We start from the raw sequence: 26649 nt of genomic DNA on the forward strand, positions 1-26649 counted from the left end.
GGCGCGACGCGCGCGCGGGCCGGAAGCGGCCGCCTTTACGAAGGGCGGTGCGGCACCGGGCGGCGCGTGGCGCGAGTGAATCGACACGGACACATTCTGGAAGAAGCGAACATGAGACACATCATTTCCGTCCTGCTGGAAAACGAACCGGGCGCGCTGTCGCGCGTGGTCGGTCTGTTTTCCGCACGCGGCTACAACATCGAAACCTTGACGGTGGCGCCGACCGAAGACCAATCGCTGTCGCGGCTGACCATCGTTTCCATTGGCTCGGACGACGTGATCGAACAGATCACGAAGCATCTGAACCGCCTGATCGAGGTGGTGAAAGTGGTGGACCTGACCGACGGTGCACACATCGAACGCGAGCTGATGCTGATCAAGGTACGTGCAGTGGGCAAGGAGCGCGAAGAAATGAAGCGGATGTCGGACATTTTCCGCGGCCGCATCATCGACGTGACCGAAAAGACCTACACGATCGAATTGACGGGCGCGAGCGACAAGCTCGACGCATTCATCCAGGGGCTGGACGCCAGCGCGATCCTAGAGACCGTGCGTACCGGCAGCTCCGGCATCGGACGCGGCGAGCGCATCCTGAAGGTGTGATGCCAGACAGGCACGCCGGGTGCGCCGTCATGTCCCGGCCCGCAGTACTCCATCTGAACGAATTGTTGAATTTTTGAATTAGCGAAGGAACCATCATGAACGTTTTCTACGACAAAGACGCTGACCTCTCCCTCATCAAGGGCAAGCAAGTCACGATCATCGGCTACGGCTCGCAAGGCCATGCACACGCACTGAACCTGAAAGAGAGCGGCGTGAACGTGACGGTCGGCCTTCGCAAGGACGGCGCGTCGTGGAGCAAGGCCGAAAACGCAGGCCTGTCGGTCAAGGAAGTCGCGGAAGCGGTGAAGGGCGCGGACGTCGTCATGATGCTGCTGCCGGACGAGCAGATCGCCGACGTGTACGCGAAGGAAGTGCACGCGAACATCAAGCAGGGCGCGGCACTGGCATTCGCACACGGCTTCAATGTCCACTACGGCCAGGTGATCCCGCGCGCCGACCTCGACGTGATCATGATCGCGCCGAAGGCACCGGGCCACACCGTGCGCGGCACGTACTCGCAGGGTGGCGGCGTGCCGCACCTGATCGCGGTTGCGCAGAACAAGTCGGGCGCGGCACGCGACATCGCGCTGTCGTACGCGGCAGCGAACGGCGGCGGCCGTGCCGGCATCATCGAGACGAACTTCCGTGAAGAGACCGAAACCGACCTGTTCGGCGAGCAGGCCGTGCTGTGCGGCGGTACCGTCGAGCTGATCAAGGCAGGTTTCGAGACGCTGGTCGAAGCCGGCTACGCGCCGGAAATGGCGTACTTCGAGTGCCTGCACGAGCTCAAGCTGATCGTCGACCTGATCTATGAAGGCGGCATCGCGAACATGAACTACTCGATCTCGAACAACGCCGAGTACGGCGAGTACGTGACGGGCCCGCGCGTCGTCACGGAAGAGACGAAGAAGGCGATGAAGCAGTGCCTGACCGACATCCAGACGGGCGAGTACGCAAAGAGCTTCATTCTCGAGAACAAGGCAGGCGCCCCGACGCTGCAGTCGCGCCGCCGCCTGACGGCCGAGCACCAGATCGAGCAGGTCGGCGCGAAGCTGCGTGCGATGATGCCGTGGATCGCGAAGAACAAGCTCGTCGACCAGACGAAGAACTAAGCACCGCGTGCTGTTCCGGCCCTTCGAGAGGAGGGTCGGTATCAAAAAGCCGCCCGAAGGCAGTAGTGCCCCGGGCGGCTTTTGCTATCCTACGGGCTTTGGTGCGACGCGAGTCGCAACGACTGTCGGCGATGAGCCGACCTATTGGTGACCTTTGGTCACCCCTGTGAGAGGTGGGAACCGGCAGCAGTAAGCTGGAACCTACCAGTTGGCGAGGGGCGGTTGAAGTTGACCGTCTATCGCATTGCATTGACCTGATTACCGTCAGGTCCCGCCTAGTTAGCGGCTTCAACTCCGCTAACAAAGCGGGTTGGTGTTTGCAATTTCCCCGTAGCTTCTGGATGCGGGGACGCGATCTTGGTCGAGCGAATGCTCGGCGTGTCATTGTTTTACTTCGCCGGAGCACTGGTGAGGGAGGAAACCCGTTGTACGACCAACGGTAGCCTAGGAAGACATGCGTCACTGGTAACGGTGGGGTGTGAAGCTCTTCCGACAACGTAGCCCCCGGAATTTTCGGGCATGCATGGGCCGTGAGGTACGTGTGTGGAGACTCCTAGCAGCGATGGGGTCAAGGAGCAAGGCTGGCCGACATGGTTAACGTAAGTGAACTGCTGATAAACCTCGTAAGTAGGCGAAGTGCCTAAGCTGCTGTCAGGCATGAACCAAAAGGTGTGCGGTCGGATAACCCGCTCAAAGCTCGGGTTACGTCGTCGTTAGACCGTCGGGGGAGAGGCAGAACCTAAATCGGTCGTGTGACATGCCGGGAACGCGGTAAGCCCGTATCGCTGCCAACGCTGTAGGGTTGGCAGGCGAACCGTGAGGGACGCTGTTAGCGGTGCGGGTATGGGAGGACGGAAAAAGCGAATGTCGGGCTGTAATGGTCCGGATAGAGGTTGAGACATTACCTCACGCGAAAGCGGGCAGACTTCCGTCTGGTCTACCGTCGCAAGACGGCTGACTGACCTTTTGACTTGGAGCAACGCGGGCACATGTGTCCGCTTGCAAGTACCAGTTCGAAGTATGGACGCACGTGCCCATACCTAGAACGAGAGTGGTTCCCCAGTGGGGCATATCTGCCCCACTGGGGCAGCTGTGTCCCTACTGGAGGGCTGATCACCCCAAGGTAGGAGAGCAGCATGAGAGTATCCGTTCGAAAGGACGGGTCTGCGCTTTCCCACGCGCCGAACCACTGGCACGCCGTAAATTGGCGTCGCGTGGAACGGAACGTGAGAGGGATGCAGATTCGAATTGCGAAGGCGACGCGGGAAGGTGACTGGCGCAGGGTGAAGGCCCTGCAACGGATGCTGACCCGCACGTTGTCCGCAAAGTTGCACGCGGTGCGACGTGTTACGCAAAACCAAGGTGCGCGAACGGCTGGAGTCGATCGCGAACTATGGGACACGCCTGAGAGCCGATGGGAAGCTGTCGGCAAGTTGAAGCGGCGCGGATACAAGCCTCTGCCACTACGGAGAGTCTTTATCCCCAAAGCCAATGGGAAGTTACGCCCTCTGGGCATACCGACCATGCGGGACAGGGCGATGCAAGCTCTGTATCTGTTGGCTTTGGAGCCAGTGTCGGAATCGACGAGCGACCCGAACTCATACGGGTTTCGGATTAATCGTTCGACGGCCGACGCCATGTCGCAGTTGTTTGTTTCCTTGTCTCAGAAGGCTTCGGCCCAATGGGTCTTGGAGGCAGACATCAAAGGCTGCTTCGACTACATCAACCATGATTGGCTGGTGAACCATGTCCCGATGGACAAGGAGATCCTCCGGAAGTGGTTGAAGGCTGGCCTGATTTACAAGGGGCAGCTACAGGCAACCGAGGCCGGTACGCCACAGGGAGGCATCATTTCCCCAACGCTGGCCAACGTGACGCTGAACGGGTTGGAGCGTGAACTTATCGAGCATTTGCGTGCGAGATTCGGGATCGCGAAGGCCAAGAAGTTGAAAGTAAATGCGGTGCGGTACGCGGACGACTTCGTAATCACCGGCGACTCGCAAGAGATGCTGGCCAGCGAAGTCCAGCCTTGGGTGGAAGCATTCCTTGCGCAGCGAGGACTGCAACTTTCCGAGGAGAAGGCGCGCATCGTGCACATTGACGAAGGCTTCGATTTCCTTGGGTGGAATTTCCGGAAGTACTCGGTAACGCTACTCATCAAACCGAGCAAGAAGAACGTGCAGACGTTCTATCGCAAGGTTGCGGAGACGATCAGCGGCAACAAGGCGGCAAAGCAGTCGGACTTGATTCGACTGCTGAGCCCGATGCTACGAGGGTGGGCGCAGTATCACCGCCCCGTGGTGGCGAAGCAGGCGTACAGCCGCATGGAGTCTTTGGTCTTTCAGAGGCTCTGGCGGTGGGCGAGGAGGCGGCACCCGAAGAAGAGGGCCGATTGGGTGAGGAAGAAATATTTCCACACGGTCGGAACTCGACACTGGGTATTTGCTGTCCGAGCGGTTCGCGAAGACGGCAGTCAGGGGCTGAATGAGCTGTACCACCTCAGTGGTACGGAGATCAAACGGCACAAGAAGATCAAGGGCGGCTACAACCCCTTTGATCCGGAGTGGGAGCAGTACGGCGAGCTATTGCGGCAGGAGCGGATGGGAGACACCATGCGCTACCGAAAACAATGGGCAAGCCTGTACATGTCGCAGGGCGGGTTGTGTGCGCACTGCGGCTGTGCCCTGTCGGACGAGACGGGTTGGCACGACCATCATCTGGAATACCGGATGCATGGCGGCACCGATGCTCTGTCCAACCGGGTTTTGCTTCACCCCGACTGCCACCGGCAGGTGCACGCCGGTAAAATTGAGGTAACTAAGCCGGTCCGACCCCAGGTCGGACTTTGATTTACATGTAGGCTCGAGCCGTATGCGGGGAAACTCGCACGTACGGTTCCTAGGGGGCCCCTTCTCCGCAAGGAGAGGGGGCTACCCTACCAATTCACCGAACACAGAACGAATCCATGAACTATCCTCATCCGATCATCGCGCGCGAAGGCTGGCCGTTCATCGCGATTGCAGCCGTCATCGCGCTGTTGATCCACGCCATCGGGGGCTTCGGCTTCGCGTGGCCGTTCTGGCTGCTGCTCGCCTTCGTCGTCCAGTTCTTCCGCGATCCGCAGCGCCCGATCCCGGCGCAGCCGAACGCGGTGCTGTGTCCGGCGGACGGCCGCATCGTCGCGGTGGAGACCACGCAGGATCCGTACGCGAACCGCGAAGCGCTGAAGATCAGCGTGTTCATGAATGTCTTCAACGTCCATTCGCAGCGTTCGCCGGTCGATGGCGCGATCTCCAAGGTCGAGTACTTCCCGGGTGCATTCCTGAACGCGGCGATCGACAAGGCATCGACCGAGAACGAGCGCAATGCGGTCGTGATCCAGACGGCGAGCGGCAAGACCGTCACCGCCGTGCAGATCGCCGGTCTCGTCGCCCGCCGGATCCTCTGCTACGTGCGCGCCGGCGAGCCGCTGTCGCGTGGCCAGCGCTACGGTTTCATCCGCTTTGGTTCGCGCGTCGACGTGTACCTGCCGCTCGGCAGCCGCGCGAAGGTGTCGATCGGCGAGAAGGTCTACGCGTCGTCGACGATCCTTGCCGAGCTCGAACAGTAAGCGGCGGAACGCACGATGGCCGCATTCAAACCGCGCCGGCGCAACGGCTCCAGCCAGACGCCACGCCCGTTCCGCCGCAACAAGGTGATGGCGCCCGATCCGGTGCCCATCGAAAGCCGCCGCGCCGCGCGCCAGCGGTTCCTGAAGACGCGCGGCATCTATCTGCTGCCGAACGCGTTCACGACCGCCGCGCTGTTCTGCGGTTTCTTCGCGGTCGTGCAGGCGATGAACGTGCGCTTCGAGATCGCCGCGATCGCGATCTTCGTCGCGATGGTGCTCGACGGGATGGACGGGCGCGTCGCGCGGATGACGCATACGCAAAGCGCGTTCGGTGAACAGTTCGACAGCCTGTCGGACATGGTGTCGTTCGGCGTCGCCCCCGCGCTCGTGATGTACGAGTGGGTGCTGAAGGATCTCGGCCGCTGGGGCTGGCTCGCCGCGTTCGTCTACTGCTCGGGTGCCGCGCTGCGCCTCGCACGCTTCAACACGAACATCGGCGTCGTCGACAAGCGCTTCTTCCAGGGGCTGCCGAGCCCGGCCGCCGCCGCGCTGATCGCCGGTTTCGTCTGGCTCGCGACCGACAACCGCGTGCCGATGAAGCTCGGCTGGCTGCCTTGGGTCGCGTTCGCATTGACGATCTACGCGGGCGTGACGATGGTGTCGAACGCGCCGTTCTACAGCGGCAAGGCGCTCGACGTGCGGCACCGCGTGCCGTTCGCCGCGATCCTGCTGGTCGTCGTCGCGTTCGTGCTCGTGTCGTCCGATCCGCCGCTGATGCTGTTCTGCCTGTTCGTGCTGTACGGGCTGTCCGGCTATGTGTTCTGGGCCTACATGGCCGTGCGCGGGCGCGCGAATCCCGCGCGCTCGTCGCAGCGCGATCACTGACGCGCAACCTGCCCGGAAACGGCGGCCTCGGATGTGATTCCGGGCCGCCGTTTCCATTTGCCCCTTTTTCGCATCGCACGGCCGGGCATCCCGGGTGCCGTCCGATTGCACACCCAGCGGAATGCCGCTATAGTCTTCGGCATGACCGCATTTTCCCGCCTCTCCCTCCTTCTAGCCGGTGCGCCGCTACGCGCGCTAGCTTTGGCGCGCCTGCCGCGCTGACCGTTCTCGCCCTCCGTCAAGCCTCGTCTGTTGTTGAGCGTCGCCAGCGGTGGCGCGATCTCAATGCATTTGATTTCCGTATAAAGAGCCCTGGAGCCCCCCATGACAGACAAGCTGATCATTTTCGATACGACGTTGCGTGACGGTGAACAATCGCCCGGCGCGTCGATGACGAAGGAAGAGAAAATCCGCATCGCGAAACATCTCGAGCGGATGAAGGTCGACGTGATCGAGGCCGGCTTCGCGGCCAGTTCGAACGGCGACTTCGATGCGATCCACACGATCGCAGGTCTCGTGAAGGACAGCACGATCTGTTCGCTGGCGCGCGCCAACGACAAGGACATCCAGCGCGCGGCCGACGCGCTGAAGCCGGCCAACAGCTCGCGGATCCACACGTTCATCGCGACGTCGCCGCTGCACATGGAGAAGAAGCTGCGGATGACGCCGGACCAGGTGTTCGAGCAGGCGCGCCTCGCGGTGCGCTTCGCGCGCAAGTTCACCGACAACGTCGAATTCTCGCCGGAAGACGGCAGCCGTTCGGATCTCGACTTCCTGTGCCGCGTGCTGGAAGCCGTGATCGCGGAAGGCGCGACGACGATCAACATCGCCGATACGGTCGGCTACGGCGTGCCGGAACTCTACGGCCACCTCGTGAAGACGCTGCGCGAGCGCATCCCGAACTCGGACAAGGCGATCTTCTCCGTGCATTGCCACAACGACCTCGGGATGGCGGTGGCGAACTCGCTTGCCGGCGTGAAGATCGGCGGTGCGCGGCAGGTCGAATGCACGATCAACGGTCTCGGCGAGCGCGCGGGCAACACGTCGCTCGAGGAAATCGTGATGGCCGTGAAGACCCGCAAGGACTACTTCGGCCTCGACGTCGGCATCGACACGACGCAGATCGTGCCGACGTCGAAGCTCGTGTCGCAGATCACCGGTTTCGTCGTGCAGCCGAACAAGGCCGTGGTCGGCGCGAACGCATTCGCGCACGCGTCGGGCATCCACCAGGACGGCGTGCTGAAGGCGCGCGACACGTACGAAATCATGCGCGCGGAAGATGTGGGCTGGACCGCGAACAAGATCGTGCTCGGCAAGCTGTCGGGCCGCAATGCGTTCAAGCAGCGCCTGCAGGAGCTCGGCGTGTCGCTCGACAGCGAAGCCGAACTGAACGCCGCGTTCATGCGCTTCAAGGACCTTGCCGACCGCAAGGCCGAGATCTTCGACGAAGACATCATCGCGATCGTCTCCGAAGAGTCGGCATTCGCGCAGGAGCAGGAACACTTCAAGTTCGTGTCGCTGTCGCAGCACTCGGAAACCGGCGAGCAGCCGCAGGCGAAGGTCGTGTTCGGGGTCGAAGGCAAGGAAGTGACCGGCGAGGCGCGCGGCAACGGTCCGGTCGATGCGACGTTCAATGCGATCGAGAGCGAAGTCGGCAGCGGTTCTGAGCTGCTGCTGTACTCGGTGAACGCGATCACGACCGGCACGCAGGCACAGGGCGAAGTGACGGTGCGACTGTCGAAGAGCGGGCGGATCGTGAACGGCGTCGGCACCGATCCGGACATCGTCGCGGCGTCGGCCAAGGCGTATATCGCCGCGCTGAACAAGCTGCACTCGAAGGACGACAAGCTCAACCCGCAGCGCTCGTAAGCGCTGCGCGTCGAGCGCCCGAAACGCCCCGCGCGGCCGCGTGCCGCACGGGGCGTTTTTTCATGCGCCGCTCATTCGGCGGCCGGCGCGCGGAACAGCCAGCGTCGCGCGGCCGGGCGGGACGCCGGGCTGCGGCGGCGGAATTCGACCGCGATCCCGCGCCGCGGCGCATCAGCGACGAATGCATCGAGCAGTTCGAGCACGTCGTGGTCGATGTAGTCGGCGCGCGTCGCGTCGATGATCACGGCCGCACGGTCCGGAATGTGCCGCAGGTGATGCTTGACCTGCACCTTTCCGAGGAACGACACATCCTTGCGGAACGACAGCAGGAAGTGATCGTCGTGCTGCGCGAGCGTGACGGGGCTCTTCAGGTTCGCCACCGCGACCGCCAGCACGCTGCATGCGAGGCCGAGCGCGATGCCGAACAGCAGGTCGACCGCCAGCACGCCCGCGATCGTCGCGGCGAACGGCACGAACGCGGCCGGGCCCTGCTTCAGCACCGAGCGGAACAGGGCCGGTTTCGCGAGCTTGAAGCCGGTGTGGATCAGGATCGCCGCGAGGCTCGCGAGCGGGATCAGGTTGATCAGCCCGGTGAGCGCGAACACGCTGGCGAGCAGCAGGATCCCGTGCACGATCGCCGACATCCGACTTTGCGCCCCTGCGTTCACGTTGACCGAACTGCGCACGATCACCGACGTGATCGGCAGCCCACCGAACGCGCCCGCGACGAGATTGCCGACGCCCTGTGCCTTCAGCTCGCGGTCCGGCTGGGTCGGCCGGCGCTTCGGATCGATCTGTTCGACCGCCTCCAGGCTCAGCAGCGTCTCGAGGCTCGCGACGACCGCGAGCGTGATCGCGACACGCCACACGTCCGGGTTGACGAGCTGCGCGAAGTTCGGGCCGAGCTCCGCGTGCTTCAGCGATGCCGCGAGCGCCGCGAACGATTCGAGCTCGGGCAACGTGACGCGATGCGCGGCGCCGGGCGCGACCGACGGCATGACGACGCCGAGCACCAGCGTAGCGCCGATGCCGAACACGACGACCGCGAGCGGCGCGGGCACCGAGCGCACCCAGGTAAAGCGCTTGAGGGCCGGCGTGTCCCAGGCGATCAGCAGCGCGAGCGAGACGAGCGCGATGGCCGTGGCGGCCCAGGCGGTCGGCAGGCCAGGCCATGATGCAAACGATTGCGCCGCCGTGCCGCCGATGCCGAATGCGAACGGAATCTGCTTCACGATCAGCAGCAGGCCGATCGCGGCGAGCATGCCCTTGATGACGGGCGACGGTACGTAGGCGGCGAAGCGGCCGGCGCGCAGCATGCCGAAGCCGAACTGCAGCACGCCGGACAGCAGCACCGCGAGCAGGAACGCGGAGAAGCTGCCGAGTTGCGCGATTCCTTCGACGACGATCACGACGAGGCCGGCGGCCGGCCCGCTGACCGACAGCGACGAGCCGCTCAGTAGCGCGACGACGAGGCCGCCGATGATGCCGGATACGAGCCCGGCGAACGGCTCGACGCCGGATGCGTTGGCGATGCCGAGACATAGCGGTAGCGCGACGAGGAAAACGACGATGCCGGCGACGATGTCGCGCGGCAGGGTGGACAGGCGCTCGTTCAGTTTCATGTTTTGGGGTGATTTCGTGGGCGTTGGGGTAGGGCGCGGGTTAGCCGAGTGCAGCGGCCGTGGCGGCATGCTCAGGTTCGGCTTCGGCCCGCGGTGCCGTGTAGCCGGAGTCGAGTTCCTGCAGGCGACCGTCGGCAAGGGAAAAGATCCAGCCGTGCACGAGCGGTGGCCGCTCACGATTGCGCACGATTGGAGAAGCGCGTAGCAGCCGCACCTGCTCGAGCACGTTCAGCTCGGCGAGACGGTCGGCGGCGGCCGTCTCGCCGAGCCCGTCGAGCGTGTCGCGATGGCGCCGCGCGAGCGCGCAGAGCGGTGAGATCCGGCGTGCGACGTGCGGCAGGTCGGCGGGCGGCGGCAGCAGCGACGCGCGCACGCCGCCGCACCCGTAGTGGCCGCACACGATCACGTGGTCGACTTCGAGCACGCGCACGGCGTACTCGAGCACGCTGGCGGAATTGTCGTCGTCGGGATGGAACAGGTTCGCGATGTTGCGATGGACGAACAGCTCGCCGGGCGCGCAGTGCGTGATGGTTTCGGCCGGCACCCGGCTGTCGGCGCAGCCGATCCACAGCACGCGAGGATTCTGACCGCGCGCAAGCGCGTCGAAGAAGCCGGGCGTGTGTTCGTGCGTCTCGCGGGCCCAGGCAATGTTGGCAACCAGCATGCTCTTGGGGCGGTTCATAAGGACTCCTTTCTGATCAGGTCAAACGAATATCGAACGGAATAGCGCAATTACATGCTTTCTAGATTGAAAGGTTCGATTTCGACCGATATTAGGGGTATGCCCTAGCGCTTTGGATGTGCCGAAACAAATTGTTTCAAATTAAACCGGGGCGGTGCATCGGCTGCACCAATGCAAGGCATGACATGTACTACACGTACGGGGTTTCGGGTCGTTGTACTGGTCCGAAGTATCGTCTCTCGGAAAAGATTTCCGCTGATTTTTAGAATTAATTCGATAGCAGAAAAATGAAATGGCCATTCACGCAATAATTCGTGAATGGCCATTGTGGAAATTGCGCGTAAATGCGTAATCGGTCAGAACAGGTTGCGGCGGTCGGGATCGTGCAGTGGATCGGGCGTTTTCTGCGTGGTGCGCAGGATGCCCTGCGGGTCGAAGTAGAAGCTGTACATCATGTACCAGACGTTGTCCTCGAGGTAGCGGTAGGTCCACACCTCGCGCTTCATCAGCGGGAAGTAGGACGTCTCGACCGGGCGGCCGAAATTGACGAGCACGTCGGTCTTGGTCCACTTGCCGATTTCCGCGCGATAGAACTCGCTCGGCTGCAGCACCTGGCGCACGTTGACGATCCGGTGGGCCGCGTCGACGTCGGCCGCGACGGTGATCTCACCCATCGGCTGGGTCGGCCACATCAGGCGCTTGCCGCCGCCGGGCAGGTCGTAGATCTCGCGCGGCGGGCCCATGCGCGCGACGATCGCCGACTCATCCTGGCCGGCCTGGTATTGCTGCCACGGTTGCGCGCAGCCGGCGAGCAGCGCTGCCGCACAGGCGGCCAGCACCGGCAGGCGCACGGGAATGCAAATGCGCATGGGATTCTCCAGAACTCTCTAACCGTTCAGTTGTATCACGGACGGCGTGCGCCGGCGCATCGTGCCGAAAAAATCGGTACGGATCGCCGGCAGTGCGCCGTCGGGGCGCGGTGTCGCGCCGCGCTTGCGGCCGGCCGCAAGCGCGGCCTATGATCCGCGCTTCTCGGGCAGATTGAAGGGCAGGTAGCCGATGCAACTGTGGAAACGGTGCGCGCTCGCATTGAGCGCCGGGTGGATGCTGGCGTCGTCCGCGTTCGCGGCAGGCGAGCCGGTGCGGATCGCGCTGATCGAGGGAATGTCGGGCCCGTTCGCGAATGCGGGCGCGGCGGTCGAGCGCAACCTGCGCTTCGGCGTCGAACAGGTCAATGCGGCGGGCGGCGTGAAGCTGCGCGACGGCGCACATCCACTCGAACTCGTCGTGCTCGACAGCAAGGGTAGCCCGGAAGAGGCGCTCGTGCAGTTGCGCGCGGCGGCGGACCGGCGTATCGGCTTCGTCGCGCAGGGCAACAGCTCGGCCGTCGCGGCCGCGCTCGTCGCGGCGCTCGACAAGCTGAACGCGCGCAATCCGGACGGCCGGATGCTGTTCCTCAACTATTCGGCCGACGATCCGGCGCTGACGGGCGCGCGCTGCAGCTTCTGGCATTTCCGCTTCGACGCGCACGCGGGGATGCGCATGGCGGCGCTGGCGGACGTGATGGCGCGCGATCGCGCGCTGCGCAAGGTCTACTTGCTGAACCAGGACTACAGCTTCGGCCACGACGTCAGCACGCTCGCGCGGCAGGCGCTGGCCGAACGGCGCCCCGACGTGAAGATCGCCGGCGACGAATTCCACCCGATCGGTCGCATCAAGGATTTCTCGCCGTACGTCGCGAAGATCCGGGCGAGCGGCGCGGACGCCGTCGTGACCGGCAACTGGGGCAACGATCTCACGCTGCTCGTGAAGGCGGCGCGCGAGCAGGGACTGAACGCGAAGTTCTATACGTTCTACGGCAACAGCCTCGGCGCGCCGGCCGCGCTCGGCGACGCGGGCGTCGGGCGGGTGATCGCCGTCGCGGACTGGCATCCTAACGCGGGCGGCGCGAAGTCGGACGCGTTCTACCGCGCGTTCCGAACCCGTTTTCCCGCGGCCCAGGACGACTATCCGGTGCGGCGCATGAGCTTGATGGTCGAGATGCTCGCGGCGGCGATGACCCGAGCCGGCTCGACCGACCCCGTTGCGGTGGCGCGCGCGCTGGAGGGGCTGTCGTTCGACGACGGCTTTCACGCGTCGACCATGCGCGCGCAGGATCACCAGTTGATCCAGCCCCTTTACGTGATGGAAATGGACAAGGTCGGCACGCCCGGCGTGCGCTTCGACAACGAGGGCTCCGGCTACGGCTTCCGGACGGTCCTCGCGGTGCCCGCGCAGCGCACGCAGATGCCGTCAACGTGCTCGATGACGCGCCCGTGACAGGAGGCGGTAGGAACGGCGTGCAGTTGTGCTACAATGCCCGCCGGTTGTAAGTCACGGCACGGCCTTTCTTCCGTGTCCGCCTGTGTACAGTTAGCAAGTAGGAAACCAAGGAAATCACATGTCTGTTGCAGATATCAAGAAGTCGGAAGTCGTTGCTCAGTTCGCCCGCGGCACCAACGACACGGGTTCGCCCGAAGTTCAGGTCGCACTGCTGACCGCACGTATCGTCGAACTGACGGGTCACTTCAAGACCCACGCGAAGGATCACCACAGCCGCCGCGGCCTGCTGCGCATGGTGAGCCGCCGCCGCAAGCTGCTCGACTACCTCAAGGGCAAGGATGCCGACCGTTACCGCGCGCTGATCGAGAAGCTGGGTCTGCGTAAGTAATCGAGGCGATTGCCGCCAGCAAGATGCCTGTGTCAGTCCGCTGATGCAGGCATTTTGTTTTTGCGCGGTGCGTAGCGTCACGCGCACCGCAGGTTGTCCGGCACGTGGATGCCGGCTGCCGGAACGGCTGATGCCGGGGTCGGGATTTGTGTCATTCCAGCGCGCCGCTCGACGAGCGCCGCGCTGGAATGGCATAAAAAACACACCTTGCTCCGGGTGATTCGGTCGGGACGCCGCCGCGCGGGATGGCCCGTACGGCGAATGAAATGAATGAATTCAAAGGAGCAACCATGTCCATGTTCAACAAGGTCGTGAAGGAATTCCAGTGGGGCCAGCACAAGGTGCGCCTCGAAACCGGTGAAGTCGCCCGCCAGGCGAGCGGTGCCGTGATCGTCGACGTGGAAGACACCGTCGTGCTGGCAACCGTCGTCGGCGCGAAGTCGGCGAAGCCGGGCCAGGATTTCTTCCCGCTGACCGTCGACTACCTCGAGAAGACTTACTCGGCCGGCAAGATCCCGGGCGGCTTCTTCCGCCGCGAAGGCCGTCCGTCGGAACACGAGACGCTGACGTCGCGCCTGATCGACCGTCCGCTGCGTCCGCTGTTCCCGGAAGGCTTCTACAACGAAGTGCAGGTCGTGATCCACGTGCTGTCCGTGAACCCGGAAATCCCGGCGGACATCCCCGCGCTGATCGGTGCGTCGGCCGCGCTCGCCGTGTCGGGCCTGCCGTTCAACGGCCCGGTCGGTGCCGCGCGCGTTGCATACATCGACAACGCGTACGTGCTGAACCCGACGCGTGACCAGATCAAGGCATCGAGCCTCGACCTCGTCGTCGCCGGTACGGAACGCGCGGTGCTGATGGTCGAATCGGAAGCCGACCAGCTGCCGGAAGACGTGATGCTGGGCGCGGTCGTGTTCGGCCACGAGCAGATGCAGACGGCGATCGACGCGATCCACGAACTCGTGCGCGAAGGCGGCAAGCCCGAGTGGGACTGGCAGCCGGCACCGAAGAACGAGGCGCTGATCGCGCGCGTGACGGAACTGGCGCACGGCGACCTGCTCGCCGCTTACCAGTTGCGCGACAAGCAAGCGCGTTCGACGAAGCTGAAGGAAGTCTACGCGGCGACCTCGGCGAAGCTTGAGGAAGACGCGCTGGCGGCCGGCACGGTCGCGGCCGACAAGGCTACCGTCGGCAACGTCCTGTTCGACATCGAAGCGAAGATCGTCCGTTCGCAGATCCTGAACGGCGAGCCGCGCATCGACGGTCGCGACACGCGCACCGTGCGTCCGATCGAGATCCGCACCGGCGTGCTGCCGCGCACCCACGGTTCGGCGCTGTTCACGCGCGGCGAAACGCAGGCGCTCGTCGTCGCGACGCTCGGCACGAAGGGCGACGAGCAGATCATCGACGCGCTCGAAGGCGAATATCGCGAGCGCTTCATGCTCCACTACAACATGCCCCCGTTCGCGACCGGCGAAACGGGCCGCGTCGGCTCGCCGAAGCGTCGCGAAATCGGCCACGGCCGTCTCGCGAAGCGTGCGCTGGTCAAGTGCCTGCCGAGCGCCGACGAATTCGGCTACTCGATCCGCGTCGTGTCGGAAATCACCGAATCGAACGGTTCGTCGTCGATGGCATCGGTCTGCGGCGGCTGCCTCGCGCTGATGGACGCCGGCGTGCCGATGAAGGCGCATGTCGCGGGTATCGCGATGGGCCTGATCCTCGAAGGCAACAAGTTCGCGGTGCTGACGGACATCCTCGGCGACGAAGATCACCTCGGCGATATGGACTTCAAGGTGGCCGGCACCGAGCAAGGCGTGACGGCGCTGCAGATGGACATCAAGATCCAGGGCATCACGAAGGAAATCATGCAGGTCGCGCTCGCGCAGGCGAAGGAAGGCCGCATGCACATCCTCGGCAAGATGACGTCGGCGGTCTCGGGTGCGAACACGCAACTGTCGGAATTCGCGCCGCGCATGATCACGATCAAGATCAACCCGGAAAAGATCCGCGACGTGATCGGCAAGGGCGGTTCGGTGATCCGCGGGCTGACGGAAGAAACCGGCACGACCATCGACATCTCGGATGACGGCGTCGTGACGATCGCGAGCACGAACAGCGAAGGCATGGCCGAAGCGAAGAAGCGCATCGAGCAAATCACGGCCGAGATCGAGGTCGGCCAGGTGTACGAAGGCACGGTGCTCAAGCTGCTCGATTTCGGCGCGATCGTGAACCTGCTGCCGGGCAAGGACGGCCTGCTGCATATCTCGGAAATCGTCAACGAGCGTGTGAAGGACATCAACGACTACCTGAAGGAAGGCCAGCAAGTGAAGGTCAAGGTCATCCAGACGGACGAAAAGGGTCGCGTGCGTCTGTCGGCGAAGGCGTTGCTGAATGAAGCAGCGGCGGCGTCGCAGTCGGATACACCGCCGCAGCAGTAAGCGGGCAGGTGTGAGAACGGCCGGCAGTGCGAAAGCGCGCCGGCCGTTTTTTCTGTAGCATCGTTGTGCGGCGCAGCAGCGCCGGCGAGGCACCCGTGTCGCACACGGGTGCGCCCCCCCCCCCGATTCCGATCCTGGAGCGACCACCATGAAAGCCATCGAAATCACCGAATTCGGCGCCCCCGACGTGCTGAAGCTCGCGGAGCGTCCGCGCCCCGAGCCGAAGCGCGGCGAAGTGCTGATCAAGGTGGCGGCTTCCGGCGTGAACCGGCCGGACGTCTTCCAGCGCAAGGGCGCGTATGCGCCGCCGCCGGGCGCTTCCGATCTGCCGGGCCTCGAGGTCGCGGGCGAGATCGTCGGCGGCGACCTGTCGGATGCCGCGCTTAACCCGTTCGGCCTGAAACTCGGCGATCGCGTCTGCGCCTTGCTCGCGGGCGGCGGCTACGCGGAATATGCAGTCGCGCCGCTGCCGCAATGCCTGCCGGTGCCCGATGGGCTGACCGACATCGAAGCTGCGTCGTTGCCCGAAACGTTCTTCACCGTATGGAGTAACGTGTTTGACCGTGCGTTGCTCGGCGCGGGCGAGGGTGGCGAGCAGGAAACGCTGCTCGTGCAGGGTGGCTCGAGCGGGATCGGCGTGACGGCGATTCAGATCGCTCACGCGCTCGGTTTTCGCGTGTTCGCGACGGCAGGGAGTGCCGACAAATGCCGCGCATGCGAGGCACTTGGTGCCGAGCGTGCAATCAACTACAAGACCGAGGACTTCGTCGAGGTCGTCAAGTCGCTGACGCACGATCGCGGTGTCGACGTGATCCTCGACATGGTTGCGGGCTCGTACGTGCCGCGCGAACTGTCCGCCCTGGCGGATGGCGGCCGTCTCGTGCTGATCGCGCTGCTCGGCGGCGCGAAGGCCGAGGTCAACCTGAACGAGATCCTGCGCCGCAGGCTGACGGTGACAGGCTCGACGCTGCGTCCGCGTCCGGTCGAGTTCAAGGCGCGCATCGCCGCGCAGCTGAAGGCGCGCGTGTGGCCGCTGCTCGCGGACGGCCGCATCAAGCCCGTCATCTACCGCGTGCTGCCGGCCGGCGACGCCGCTCAGGCACATGCGCTGATGGAAAGCGGCGAGCACATCGGCAAGATCGTGCTCGATTGGGGTACGACCGCCTGACGGTCCGTGCGGCCGGGCTTGACATGCGCGGTTTGACCGGTTCAAGCCGCGCGCAGTAAAATCGCGGGTTTGCTTCGCCAGATCCAACCTGACGGCCGGTTTTCGGTGCGTCAATGACAAGATAGTGACGAGACAGACACGATGTCGAAACAACGAACAAAGCGAGTGATCGGCAACTGGAAGATGCACGGCCGGCTGGCCGGCAACCAGGCGTTGCTGAACGAAGTGGTGCAGGGCGCGGGCGCGGTGGCGGCTGAAACGTCGATCGGCGTGTGCGTGCCGTTCCCGTACCTCGCGCAGGTTCAGGCGCAGCTCGGCGGCAGCCGTGTCGCGTTCGGCGCGCAGGACGTGTCCGCGCACGAGCAGGGCGCGTTCACCGGCGAAGTCGCGGCCGCGATGGTGGCGGAATTCGGCGTGCACTATGCGATCGTCGGTCACTCGGAGCGTCGCGCATATCACGGCGAGCGCAACGAGACCGTCGCTGCGAAGGCGCAACGCGCGCTCGCGGCTGGCCTCACGCCCGTCGTGTGCGTCGGCGAGACGCTCGACGAGCGCGAAGCGGGCTCGACCGAGCGGGTGGTCGGTGCGCAGCTCGACGCCGTGCTGGCCGTGCTGACGGCTGACGAAGCGGCACGCATCGTCGTCGCGTACGAGCCGGTCTGGGCGATCGGCACGGGCAAGAGCGCGACGTCGGCGCAGGCGCAGGATGTGCACGCGTTCCTGCGTGCGCGTCTCGCGTCTAAGGGGGCGGAGAACGTATCGGTGCTGTACGGCGGCAGCGTGAAGCCGGACAACGCGGAAGAGCTGTTCGCGCAGCCGGACATCGATGGCGGCCTGATCGGCGGCGCGTCGCTGAAGGCGGAAGATTTCCTGGCGATCTGCCGGGCCGCACGTTGAGCGGTCCGGGATCGAATTGAACCATGATGGCGGCCGGTCGGTCCGGATCGCCTGATCCAATCGGGTGGGTGTGATGCTGTTATTCAAGACGCTGATTATTGTCGTGCAGGTGCTGTCTGCACTTGGTGTGATCGGGCTCGTGCTGCTGCAGCACGGCAAGGGTGCCGACATGGGCGCCGCATTCGGCAGCGGCGCGTCAGGCAGCCTGTTCGGCGCGACGGGCTCCGCGAACTTCCTGTCGCGCACGACGGGCATTCTCGCGACGATTTTCTTCGTCGCGACGCTCGCGCTGACGTACCTCGGTTCGTACAAGTCGACGCCGTCGGCAGGTGTGCTCGGCGCGGCAGCGACCGCGCCGGCATCGGCGCCCGCAGCGTCGGCGCCGGCCGTCGCGGCGTCCGCTGCCGCGGGTTCGGCTGCGAGCGCGCCGGGCCAGGACGTCCCGAAATAAAAAGTTAAAATTTTTGCGTTTGTGCGTTGAACAAATCTGGAACTCGGGTTAGAATTTAATTCTTGAAGCGATTCGCGGGAAACAAGCAGTACAACCCGAGTTGCATGCAGTGCCGACGTGGTGAAATTGGTAGACACGCTATCTTGAGGGGGTAGTGGCGAAAGCTGTGCGAGTTCGAGTCTCGCCGTCGGCACCAAAGTTACTCAATGCCAGCCGCTTCTAGTGGCTGGCATTTTTCATTTGTGGGGTGTGTCTTGCGATTGTCTTGGGATCGCAGGCACTCCGAAATGATTCCTTCCGCCGGAAGTGGTATTCTCCGGACGCTCAGAACCAACCGATAGAGGATTGCCTTGAACCTCGCAGCCTATTACCCCGTCTTGTTGTTCCTCCTCGTGGGCACTGGTTTAGGTATAGCGCTGGTCAGCATCGGCAAGCTCCTTGGTCCCAACAAGCCGGACGTCGAGAAGAACGCACCGTACGAGTGTGGCTTCGAAGCCTTTGAAGACGCCCGGATGAAATTCGACGTCCGGTACTACCTCGTCGCCATCCTGTTCATCATCTTCGATCTCGAAACCGCATTCCTGTTTCCGTGGGGCGTCGCGCTCCGCGACATCGGCTGGCCGGGTTTCATCGCAATGATGATTTTTCTGCTCGAATTCCTGTTGGGCTTTGCCTATATCTGGAAGAAAGGCGGCCTCGACTGGGAGTGATGGGTTAATCGCCGGTTTGCATGGGCGGCCACGCTCGGTCGCTCGTCTGGAGTGGAAAGCAAATGAGTATCGAAGGGGTCTTGAAGGAAGGGTTTGTCACCACGACGGCTGACAAGCTGATCAACTGGACGCGTACCGGCTCGCTGTGGCCGATGACGTTCGGGCTCGCGTGTTGCGCCGTCGAGATGATGCATGCGGGCGCGGCCCGCTATGACCTGGACCGGTTCGGGGTCGTGTTCCGCCCGAGCCCGCGTCAGTCGGACGTGATGATCGTCGCCGGCACGCTGTGCAACAAGATGGCGCCCGCGCTGCGCCGCGTATACGACCAGATGGCCGAGCCGCGCTGGGTGATCTCGATGGGGTCGTGCGCGAATGGTGGTGGCTACTACCACTACTCGTACTCGGTGGTCCGCGGCTGCGACCGGATCGTGCCGGTCGACGTCTACGTGCCGGGCTGTCCGCCCACGGCCGAGGCGCTGGTCTACGGCGTGATCCAGCTTCAGGCGAAGATCCGCCGCACCAACACCATCGCCCGTCAATAAAGCCCCGAGCGTCCCCTCAATATGGCAAGCAAAATCGAGACCCTCAAGGCAAACCTCGAAGCCGCGCTCGGCGCGCGCGTGGTGAGCCTCACCGAAGCGATCGGTGAACTGACGCTCGTCGTGAAGGCGAGCGATTACCTCGAAGTCGCAAAGACACTGCGAGACGATCCGAAGCTCCGTTTCGAGCAGCTGATCGACCTGTGCGGCGTCGACTACCAGACCTTCGGCGACGGCGCCTACGACGGCCCGCGTTTCGCGGCCGTGTCGCACCTGTTGTCGGTCACGAACAACTGGCGCTTGCGCCTGCGCGCATTCGCGCCGGACGACGACCTGCCGATCGTGGCATCGCTGGTCGATATCTGGACCTCCGCAAACTGGTACGAGCGCGAAGCGTTCGACCTGTACGGCATCGTGTTCGAAGGCCACCCCGACCTGCGCCGCATCCTTACCGACTACGGCTTCATCGGTCACCCGTTCCGCAAGGACTTCCCGGTGTCGGGCTATGTCGAAATGCGTTACGACCCGGAAGAGAAGCGGGTCGTGTACCAGCCGGTGACGATCGAGCCGCGCGAAATCACGCCGCGCGTGATCCGCGAGGATCGCTATGGCGGTCTGAAACATTAAGGGGGCGTCATGGCAGAAATCAAGAACTACACGCTCAACTTCGGCCCGCAGCACCCGGCAGCGCACGGTGTGCTGCGCCTCGTGCTCGAGCTCGACGGCGAAGTCATCCAGCGTGCCGATCCGCACATCGGCCTGCTGCACCGCGCGACGGAAAAGCTCGCGGAATCCAAAACGTTCATCCAGTCCGTGCCGTACATGGACCGTCTCGACTACGTGTCGATGATGGTCAACGAGCACGGCTACGTGCTCGCGATCGAAAAGCTGCTCGGCATCGAAGTGCCGGAGCGCGCGCAGTACATCCGCGTGCTGTTCGACGAGGTCACGCGCGTGCTGAACCACCTGATGTGGATCGGCGCGCACGCACTCGACGTCGGTGCGATGGCGGTGTTCCTGTATGCATTCCGCGAGCGCGAAGACCTGATGGACGTGTACGAAGCGGTGTCCGGTGCCCGGATGCACGCGGCGTACTACCGTCCGGGCGGCGTCTATCGCGACCTGCCTGACGCAATGCCGCAATACAAGGCGTCGAAGATCCGCAACGAGAAGGCGCTCGCGAAGATGAACGAAGCGCGCAGCGGCTCGGTGCTCGACTTCATCGACGACTTCTTCACGCGCTTCCCGAAGTGCGTCGACGAATACGAAACGCTGCTCACCGACAATCGGATCTGGAAGCAGCGTCTGGTCGGGATCGGCGTCGTCAGCCCGGAACGTGCGCTGCAGATGGGCCTCACAGGCCCGATGCTGCGCGGCTCGGGCATCGCCTGGGACCTACGCAAGAAGCAGCCGTACGAAGTGTACGATCGCATGGATTTCGACGTGCCGGTCGGCGTGAACGGCGATTGCTACGACCGCTATCTGGTGCGCGTCGAAGAAATGCGCCAGTCGGTCCGTATCGCGAAACAGTGTATTGAGTGGCTCCGCAAGAATCAGGGCCCTGTGATGACCGACAATCACAAGGTTGCGCCGCCGTCGCGCGTCGGCATGAAGACCAACATGGAAGACTTGATTCACCACTTCAAGCTCTTCACCGAAGGTTTTCACGTGCCGGAAGGCGAAGCGTACGCAGCAGTCGAGCATCCGAAGGGCGAATTCGGTATCTATCTCGTGTCGGATGGTGCCAACAAGCCGTATCGCCTCAAGATCCGCGCACCGGGCTTCGCGCATCTCGCGTCGCTCGACGAAATGGCGCGCGGTCACATGATTGCCGACGCCGTCACGATCATCGGTACGCAGGACATCGTGTTCGGCGAAATCGATCGCTAATGGTTGCGCCGCCTGCGCAAGCGGGCGGCGAGCAGTCAGTCACACGCGAAGTCATATGCGGTATGCGCTGAACCGGCGCGGCTTCGCAAGCTGTCAACAGTGAGCGCCAGGTCTGCCGTCCATGCACAGCAGTGCGGCAGGTTGTTCGTTCGGTAGGAATTGAAAGAGTCGTGTCTGAAAATGATCTCAGCTGAAGGCCTGAAGGAAATCGATCGAGCGTTGACGAAGTATCCCGCCGATCAGAAACAGTCCGCCGTGATGTCGGCGTTGGCCGTTGCTCAGGAAGAGCACGGCTGGCTGTCGCCCGAACTGATGCAGTTCGTTGCGGACTATCTCGGCATGCCGGCCGTCGCCGTGCAGGAAGTCGCGACGTTCTACACGATGTACGAGCTCAAACCGGTCGGCAAGCACAAGATCACGCTCTGCACGAACCTCCCGTGCCAGCTCGGTCCGCACGGCGGCGCCGAGGCGGCGGCCGACTACCTGAAACAGAAGCTGGGCATCGGCTTCGGCGAGACCACGCCCGACGGCAAGTTCACGCTGAAGGAAGGCGAATGCATGGGCTCGTGCGGCGATGCGCCGGTGCTGCTGGTGAACAATCACAGAATGTGCAGCTTCATGAGCCGCGAGAAGATCGACCAGCTGCTTGAGGAGCTTTCGAAATGACGTCCCTCCACGACCGTCACATCAAACCGCTGATCCTCGCTGGTCTGAACGGCGAGAACTGGCATCTCGAAGATTACGTTGCGCGCGGCGGCTACAAGCAGCTGCGCCGCATTCTCGAAGAAAAGATTCCGCCGGAGCAGGTGATCGCCGACGTGAAGGCGTCGGGCCTGCGTGGCCGTGGCGGTGCGGGCTTCCCGACCGGCCTGAAGTGGAGCTTCATGCCGCGCCAGTTCCCGGGGCAGAAGTACCTCGTCTGCAACTCGGACGAAGGCGAGCCGGGCACGTTCAAGGATCGCGACATCCTGCGCTGGAACCCGCATGCGCTGATCGAAGGCATGGCCATCGGCGCGTACGCGATGGGCATCACCGTCGGCTACAACTACATCCACGGCGAAATCTTCGAAGTGTATCGACGCTTCGAAGCCGCGCTTGATGAGGCGCGTGCCGCGGGCTTTCTCGGCGACAACATCATGGGCTCGGAATTCTCGTTCCAGCTGCACGCGCACCACGGTTACGGCGCGTACATCTGCGGCGAGGAAACGGCGCTGCTCGAGTCGCTCGAAGGCAAGAAGGGCCAGCCGCGCTTCAAGCCGCCGTTCCCGGCGAGCTTCGGCGTGTACGGCAAGCCGACCACGATCAACAACACCGAAACGTTCGCCGCGGTGCCTTTCCTGCTGACCATCGGGCCGCAGAATTACCTCGAGATCGGCAAGCCGAACAACGGTGGCACGAAGATCTTCTCGGTGTCGGGCGACGTCGAGCGTCCGGGCAACTACGAAGTGCCGCTCGGCACGCCGTTCGCGACGCTGATGGAGCTCGCCGGCGGGATGCGCGGCGGTCGCAAGATCAAGGCCGTGATTCCGGGCGGCTCGTCGGCGCCGGTGATCCCGGGCGACATCATGATGCAGACCGATCTCGATTACGACGCGATCGCGAAGGCGGGCTCGATGCTCGGTTCCGGCGCGGTGATCGTGATGGACGAGACGCGCTGCATGGTGCGTTCGCTGCTGCGCCTGTCGTACTTCTACTACGAGGAATCGTGCGGCCAGTGCACGCCGTGCCGCGAAGGCACCGGCTGGCTGTATCGCGTCGTGAATCGTATCGAGCACGGCGAAGGGCGCCAGGAAGATCTGGACCTGCTGAACTCGGTTGCCGAGAACATCATGGGCCGCACGATCTGCGCGCTCGGCGATGCGGCGGCGATGCCGGTTCGCGGGATGCTCAAGCATTACTGGGACGAATTCGCGTACCACGTCGAGCACAAGCACTGCATGGTCGGCGGCCACGCGCACGCGGCGGCAGCCTGAAGCGAAGCACCGGTTGCGGAATTTGAGCGCACGGTCGGGCGAAGGCGCGAACGGGCGGAAATAGGTTAAGGACCATTCACCATCATGGTTGAACTTGAAATAGACGGCAAGAAGGTCGAGGTGCCCGAAGGCAGCATGGTGATCCAGGCTGCGCACAAGGCGGATACGTACATTCCTCACTTCTGCTATCACAAGAAACTGTCGGTTGCGGCCAACTGCCGGATGTGTCTCGTCGAAGTCGAGAAGATGCCGAAGGCCGTGCCTGCCTGCGCGACGCCCGTGTCGGCCGGCATGATCGTGCGCACGCAGTCCGACAAGGCCGTGAAGGCGCAGCAGTCGGTGATGGAATTCCTCCTCATCAACCACCCGCTCGACTGCCCGATCTGCGATCAGGGCGGCGAATGCCAGCTGCAGGATCTGGCGGTCGGCTACGGCAAGTCGTCGTCGCGCTACTCGGAAGAAAAGCGCGTGGTGTTCCACAAGAACGTGGGCCCGCTGATCTCGATGGAAGAAATGTCGCGCTGCATCCACTGCACGCGCTGCGTCCGCTTCGGCCAGGAAGTCGCCGGCGTGATGGAGCTCGGCATGCTGGGTCGTGGCGAGCACTCGGAAATCACGACGTTCGTCGGCAAGACGGTCGACTCCGAACTGTCGGGCAACATGATCGACCTGTGCCCGGTCGGCGCGCTGACCAGCAAGCCGTTCCGTTACAGCGCCCGTACGTGGGAACTGTCGCGCCGCAAGTCGGTGAGCCCGCACGATTCCGTCGGCGCGAACCTCGTCGTGCAAGTGAAGAACAACCGCGTGATGCGCGTGCTGCCGTTCGAGAACGAAGCGATCAACGAATGCTGGATCTCGGACAAGGATCGTTTCTCGTACGAAGGTCTGAACAGCGAAGAGCGCCTGACGAAGCCGATGCTGAAGCAGGGCGGCCAGTGGATCGAAACCGACTGGCAGACCGCACTCGAATATGTCGCGAAGGGCCTGAAGGGCATCGCCGCGGATCACGGCGCGAACGCGCTGGCGATGCTCGCGAGCGCGCACAGCACCGCTGAAGAGCTGTTCCTCGTGAAGCAGCTCGCCAGCGAACTGAAGACGCCGAACGTCGACTTCCGTCTGCGTCAGCAGGATTTCTCGGCGCCGGTCCAGGGTGCACCGTGGCTCGGCATGCCGATCGCCGACCTGTCGAACGTGAATGCCGCGTTCGTCGTCGGTTCGTTCCTGCGCCGCGACCACCCGCTGTTCGCCGCGCGCCTGCGTCAGGCCGCGAAGAACGGCGCGAAGCTGCACTTCCTGCACGCGACCGCCGACGATTCGCTGATCCCGACCGCGCAGCGCATCGTCGCCGCGCCGTCGGCATGGCTCGACGAACTGGCCGGTGTGGCCGCAGCCGTCGCGCAACTGCGCGGCGTCGCACTGCCGGACACGCTCGCAGGCGTCACGGCTTCGCCGGCTGCCCAGGCAGTCGCCCAGTCGCTCGCGAACGGCGAGCGCCGCGCGGTGCTGCTCGGCAACGTGGCCGTCCGTCACCCGCAATTCGCGAAGTTGCACGCCGTCGCACAGTGGATCGCCGAGAACACCGGCGCCACGTTCGGCTTCCTGACGGAAGCGGCGAACACGGTCGGCGCGCACGTCGTCAACGCACTGCCGGGCGAAGGCGGCTTGAACGCACGCGAGGCGTTCGCGCAGCCGCGCAAGGGCTACGTGCTGCTGAACGTCGAACCGGAATTCGACACGGCCGATCCGGCGCAGGCGCTTGCCGCGCTGAACCAGGCTGAAATGGTCGTCGTGATGTCGCCGTTCAAGCACGGCCTCGACTACGCCGACGTGTTGCTGCCGATCGCTCCGTTCACGGAAACGGCCGGTACGTACGTGAACGCGGAAGGCTCGGTGCAGAGCTTCAACGGCGTCGTGCGCCCGCTGGGCGACACGCGTCCGGCGTGGAAGGTGCTGCGCGTGCTCGGCAGTCTGCTCGGCCTGCCGAACTTCGAATACGAGACGGCTGAGGATGTGCGTGTTGCGGCGCTCGGCGACGCAGGCGTCGCGAGCCGTCTGTCGAACCAGGCGTCGGTCGCACCGGCGCGCGTCGCGGCCGCTGCCGCGAACGGCAGCTTCGAGCGCCTCGCCGACGTGCCGATCTATCATGCCGACGCACTCGTGCGCCGCGCAGGTGCGCTGCACCTGACGGCCGCCGCGAAGGTGGCGAATGCTGCAGCCCTGCCGGCCGCGCTGTTCGACAAGCTGGGCTTGAAGGAAGGCGACGCAGTGCGCGTGCGCCAGGGCGAGCGTGCGGTGCAGTTGCCGGCCGTGCGCGACGCGAATCTTGCGGAGACGGTCGTTCGCGTGTCGGCGGCAACGCCTGCCGGCGCAGCGCTCGGCAGCCTGTCCGGTGAACTGGTGGTGGAGAAGGCGTAAATGAGCTTGTTCGATACGATCAACGCGGGCGGCGCCCAGCTTCTCGGCGTCGCGTGGCCGACGGTGTGGGCAATCGTGCGCATCCTCGTCGTCTCCGTCGTCATCCTGCTGTGCGTCGCGTACCTGATTCTGTGGGAGCGCAAGCTGATCGGCTGGATGCACGTGCGTCTCGGCCCGAACCGCGTCGGCCCCGGCGGCCTGCTGCAGCCGATCGCCGACGTGCTGAAGCTGCTGCTGAAGGAAGTCATTCAGCCGAGCGCCGCCAGCCGCTGGCTGTACCTGATCGCACCGGTCATGACCGTCGTGCCGGCGTTCGCCGTGTGGGCGGTGATCCCGTTCCAGGCCCAGGCCGTGCTCGCGAACATCAACGCGGGCCTGCTGTACGCGATGGCGATCTCGTCGATCGGCGTGTATGCGGTGATCCTCGCGGGCTGGGCGTCGAACTCGAAGTACGCGTTCCTCGGCGCGATGCGTGCCGCGGCGCAGATGGTCTCGTACGAAATCTCGATGGGCTTCGCGCTGGTGCTCGTGCTGATGACGGCCGGCAGCCTGAACATGTCGGAAATCGTCAATTCGCAGCAGCATGGCTTCTTCGCGGGCCACGGCATGAACTTCCTGTCGTGGAACTGGCTGCCGCTGCTGCCCGCGTTCGTCGTCTACTTCATCTCGGGCATCGCCGAAACGAACCGTCACCCGTTCGACGTGGTGGAAGGGGAGTCGGAAATCGTTGCCGGTCACATGATCGATTACTCGGGTATGGCGTTCGCGCTGTTCTTCCTCGCCGAGTACATCAACATGATCGTGATCTCGGCGCTGGCTGCGACGCTGTTCCTCGGTGGCTGGGATGCACCGTTCGAATTCCTGTCGTTCATTCCGGGCATCTTCTGGCTGGTGCTGAAGGTATTCGCACTGCTGTCGGTGTTCATCTGGGTTCGCGCGACGTTCCCGCGCTACCGTTACGACCAGATCATGCGTCTGGGCTGGAAGGTGTTCCTGCCCGTCACGGTGATCTGGGTGGTCGTGGTCGGCTTCTGGATGATGTCGCCGCTCAACATCTGGGTGAAGTAAAGATCGG

Annotated in this window: 23 protein-coding genes and 1 tRNA gene; 21 read left to right on the forward strand and 3 right to left on the reverse strand. The window is 64.0% G+C overall.

The genetic code is table 11. The features are described from left to right. Window positions 1-111: 111 nt before the first annotated feature. From ilvN to DIE15_RS18875, 6 genes are all read left to right on the forward strand, one after another. The gene (gene ilvN / locus DIE15_RS18845; RefSeq protein ID WP_006750445.1) at window positions 112-603 is read left to right on the forward strand and encodes an acetolactate synthase small subunit; all 492 of its coding nucleotides are present in this window, start codon (window positions 112-114) and stop codon (window positions 601-603) included. Window positions 604-698: 95 nt separating this feature from the next. Continuing rightward, window positions 699-1715: a ketol-acid reductoisomerase gene (gene ilvC, locus DIE15_RS18850; protein ID WP_034190794.1), complete on the forward strand. Its 1017-nt coding sequence runs from the start codon at window positions 699-701 to the stop codon at window positions 1713-1715. 1136 nt (window positions 1716-2851) lie between these two features. Further along, window positions 2852-4564, forward strand: coding sequence for a group II intron reverse transcriptase/maturase (ltrA, locus tag DIE15_RS18855; RefSeq protein WP_124834050.1), 1713 nt, complete (start codon window positions 2852-2854; stop codon window positions 4562-4564). A 116-nt stretch (window positions 4565-4680) separates the two neighbouring features. Then, entirely contained in the window at window positions 4681-5325 is a 645-nt protein-coding gene (locus DIE15_RS18860) for a phosphatidylserine decarboxylase (RefSeq protein WP_124834051.1), read from the forward strand. Window positions 5326-5340: 15 nt separating this feature from the next. Continuing rightward, window positions 5341-6210, forward strand: a complete 870-nt coding sequence (pssA, locus tag DIE15_RS18865) for a CDP-diacylglycerol--serine O-phosphatidyltransferase (protein WP_124834052.1) — start codon at window positions 5341-5343, stop codon at window positions 6208-6210. A gap of 324 nt (window positions 6211-6534) precedes the next feature. Then, a complete protein-coding gene (locus DIE15_RS18875; RefSeq protein ID WP_057929219.1) occupies window positions 6535-8079 on the forward strand; it encodes a 2-isopropylmalate synthase in 1545 nt (514 codons plus the stop codon). 71 nt (window positions 8080-8150) lie between these two features. Here the strand turns inward: DIE15_RS18875 and DIE15_RS18880 are convergent, their stop codons facing one another. The 3 genes from DIE15_RS18880 to DIE15_RS18890 form a co-directional block, all read right to left on the reverse strand. After that, on the reverse strand, window positions 8151-9701 hold the full coding sequence (locus DIE15_RS18880; RefSeq protein WP_057929218.1) for a SulP family inorganic anion transporter: 1551 nt from the start codon (window positions 9699-9701) through the stop codon (window positions 8151-8153). Between the two features lie 40 nt (window positions 9702-9741). Next, window positions 9742-10383 (reverse strand): carbonic anhydrase, encoded by a 642-nt coding sequence (locus DIE15_RS18885; RefSeq protein WP_057929217.1) that lies wholly within the window; start codon window positions 10381-10383, stop codon window positions 9742-9744. 356 nt (window positions 10384-10739) lie between these two features. Continuing rightward, window positions 10740-11252 carry a hypothetical protein gene (locus DIE15_RS18890; RefSeq protein WP_057929216.1) on the reverse strand — a complete coding sequence of 171 codons (513 nt, stop codon included), beginning with the start codon at window positions 11250-11252 and terminating at the stop codon, window positions 10740-10742. Between the two features lie 190 nt (window positions 11253-11442). Here DIE15_RS18890 and DIE15_RS18895 point away from each other — a divergent pair, with 190 nt between their 5' ends. The 15 genes from DIE15_RS18895 to nuoH all read left to right on the forward strand — a co-directional run bounded on the left by DIE15_RS18895 (window position 11443) and on the right by nuoH (window position 26642). Then, complete coding sequence (locus DIE15_RS18895; RefSeq protein ID WP_124834053.1) at window positions 11443-12702, forward strand: branched-chain amino acid ABC transporter substrate-binding protein; 1260 nt, start codon at window positions 11443-11445, stop codon at window positions 12700-12702. A gap of 121 nt (window positions 12703-12823) precedes the next feature. Continuing rightward, window positions 12824-13093: a 30S ribosomal protein S15 gene (rpsO, locus tag DIE15_RS18900; RefSeq protein WP_006398792.1), complete on the forward strand. Its 270-nt coding sequence runs from the start codon at window positions 12824-12826 to the stop codon at window positions 13091-13093. 290 nt (window positions 13094-13383) lie between these two features. After that, complete coding sequence (gene pnp / locus DIE15_RS18910; protein ID WP_057929214.1) at window positions 13384-15531, forward strand: polyribonucleotide nucleotidyltransferase; 2148 nt, start codon at window positions 13384-13386, stop codon at window positions 15529-15531. Window positions 15532-15679: 148 nt separating this feature from the next. Then, a complete protein-coding gene (locus DIE15_RS18915) occupies window positions 15680-16699 on the forward strand; it encodes an NAD(P)H-quinone oxidoreductase (protein WP_057929213.1) in 1020 nt (339 codons plus the stop codon). A 141-nt stretch (window positions 16700-16840) separates the two neighbouring features. Beyond that, the gene (gene tpiA, locus DIE15_RS18920; RefSeq protein WP_124834054.1) at window positions 16841-17596 is read left to right on the forward strand and encodes a triose-phosphate isomerase; all 756 of its coding nucleotides are present in this window, start codon (window positions 16841-16843) and stop codon (window positions 17594-17596) included. Window positions 17597-17669: 73 nt separating this feature from the next. Then, window positions 17670-18047: a preprotein translocase subunit SecG gene (gene secG, locus DIE15_RS18925; RefSeq protein WP_047898610.1), complete on the forward strand. Its 378-nt coding sequence runs from the start codon at window positions 17670-17672 to the stop codon at window positions 18045-18047. A 111-nt stretch (window positions 18048-18158) separates the two neighbouring features. Further along, window positions 18159-18243, forward strand: a tRNA-Leu gene (locus DIE15_RS18930). Window positions 18244-18397: 154 nt separating this feature from the next. Further along, window positions 18398-18757: an NADH-quinone oxidoreductase subunit A gene (locus DIE15_RS18935; protein ID WP_006398798.1), complete on the forward strand. Its 360-nt coding sequence runs from the start codon at window positions 18398-18400 to the stop codon at window positions 18755-18757. A 62-nt stretch (window positions 18758-18819) separates the two neighbouring features. Next, complete coding sequence (locus DIE15_RS18940; protein WP_006398799.1) at window positions 18820-19299, forward strand: NADH-quinone oxidoreductase subunit B family protein; 480 nt, start codon at window positions 18820-18822, stop codon at window positions 19297-19299. A 21-nt stretch (window positions 19300-19320) separates the two neighbouring features. Continuing rightward, window positions 19321-19923 carry an NADH-quinone oxidoreductase subunit C gene (locus DIE15_RS18945; RefSeq protein ID WP_006478264.1) on the forward strand — a complete coding sequence of 201 codons (603 nt, stop codon included), beginning with the start codon at window positions 19321-19323 and terminating at the stop codon, window positions 19921-19923. Between the two features lie 9 nt (window positions 19924-19932). Further along, on the forward strand, window positions 19933-21186 hold the full coding sequence (locus DIE15_RS18950) for an NADH-quinone oxidoreductase subunit D (RefSeq protein ID WP_057929211.1): 1254 nt from the start codon (window positions 19933-19935) through the stop codon (window positions 21184-21186). A 180-nt stretch (window positions 21187-21366) separates the two neighbouring features. Continuing rightward, window positions 21367-21852, forward strand: a complete 486-nt coding sequence (gene nuoE, locus DIE15_RS18955; protein WP_027784983.1) for an NADH-quinone oxidoreductase subunit NuoE — start codon at window positions 21367-21369, stop codon at window positions 21850-21852. Further along, window positions 21849-23159, forward strand: coding sequence for an NADH-quinone oxidoreductase subunit NuoF (gene nuoF / locus DIE15_RS18960; protein WP_057929210.1), 1311 nt, complete (start codon window positions 21849-21851; stop codon window positions 23157-23159). The genes nuoE and nuoF overlap by 4 nt, the downstream gene beginning before the upstream one ends. Before the next feature lie 84 nt (window positions 23160-23243). Next, on the forward strand, window positions 23244-25574 hold the full coding sequence (gene nuoG, locus DIE15_RS18965) for an NADH-quinone oxidoreductase subunit NuoG (protein WP_057929209.1): 2331 nt from the start codon (window positions 23244-23246) through the stop codon (window positions 25572-25574). Further along, window positions 25575-26642, forward strand: a complete 1068-nt coding sequence (gene nuoH, locus DIE15_RS18970) for an NADH-quinone oxidoreductase subunit NuoH (RefSeq protein ID WP_124834055.1) — start codon at window positions 25575-25577, stop codon at window positions 26640-26642. It begins immediately after the preceding gene. Window positions 26643-26649: the final 7 nt, after the last annotated feature.

It is taken from the genome of Burkholderia sp. Bp9031 (assembly GCF_003857965.1).
Classification (GTDB): domain Bacteria; phylum Pseudomonadota; class Gammaproteobacteria; order Burkholderiales; family Burkholderiaceae; genus Burkholderia; species Burkholderia ambifaria_A.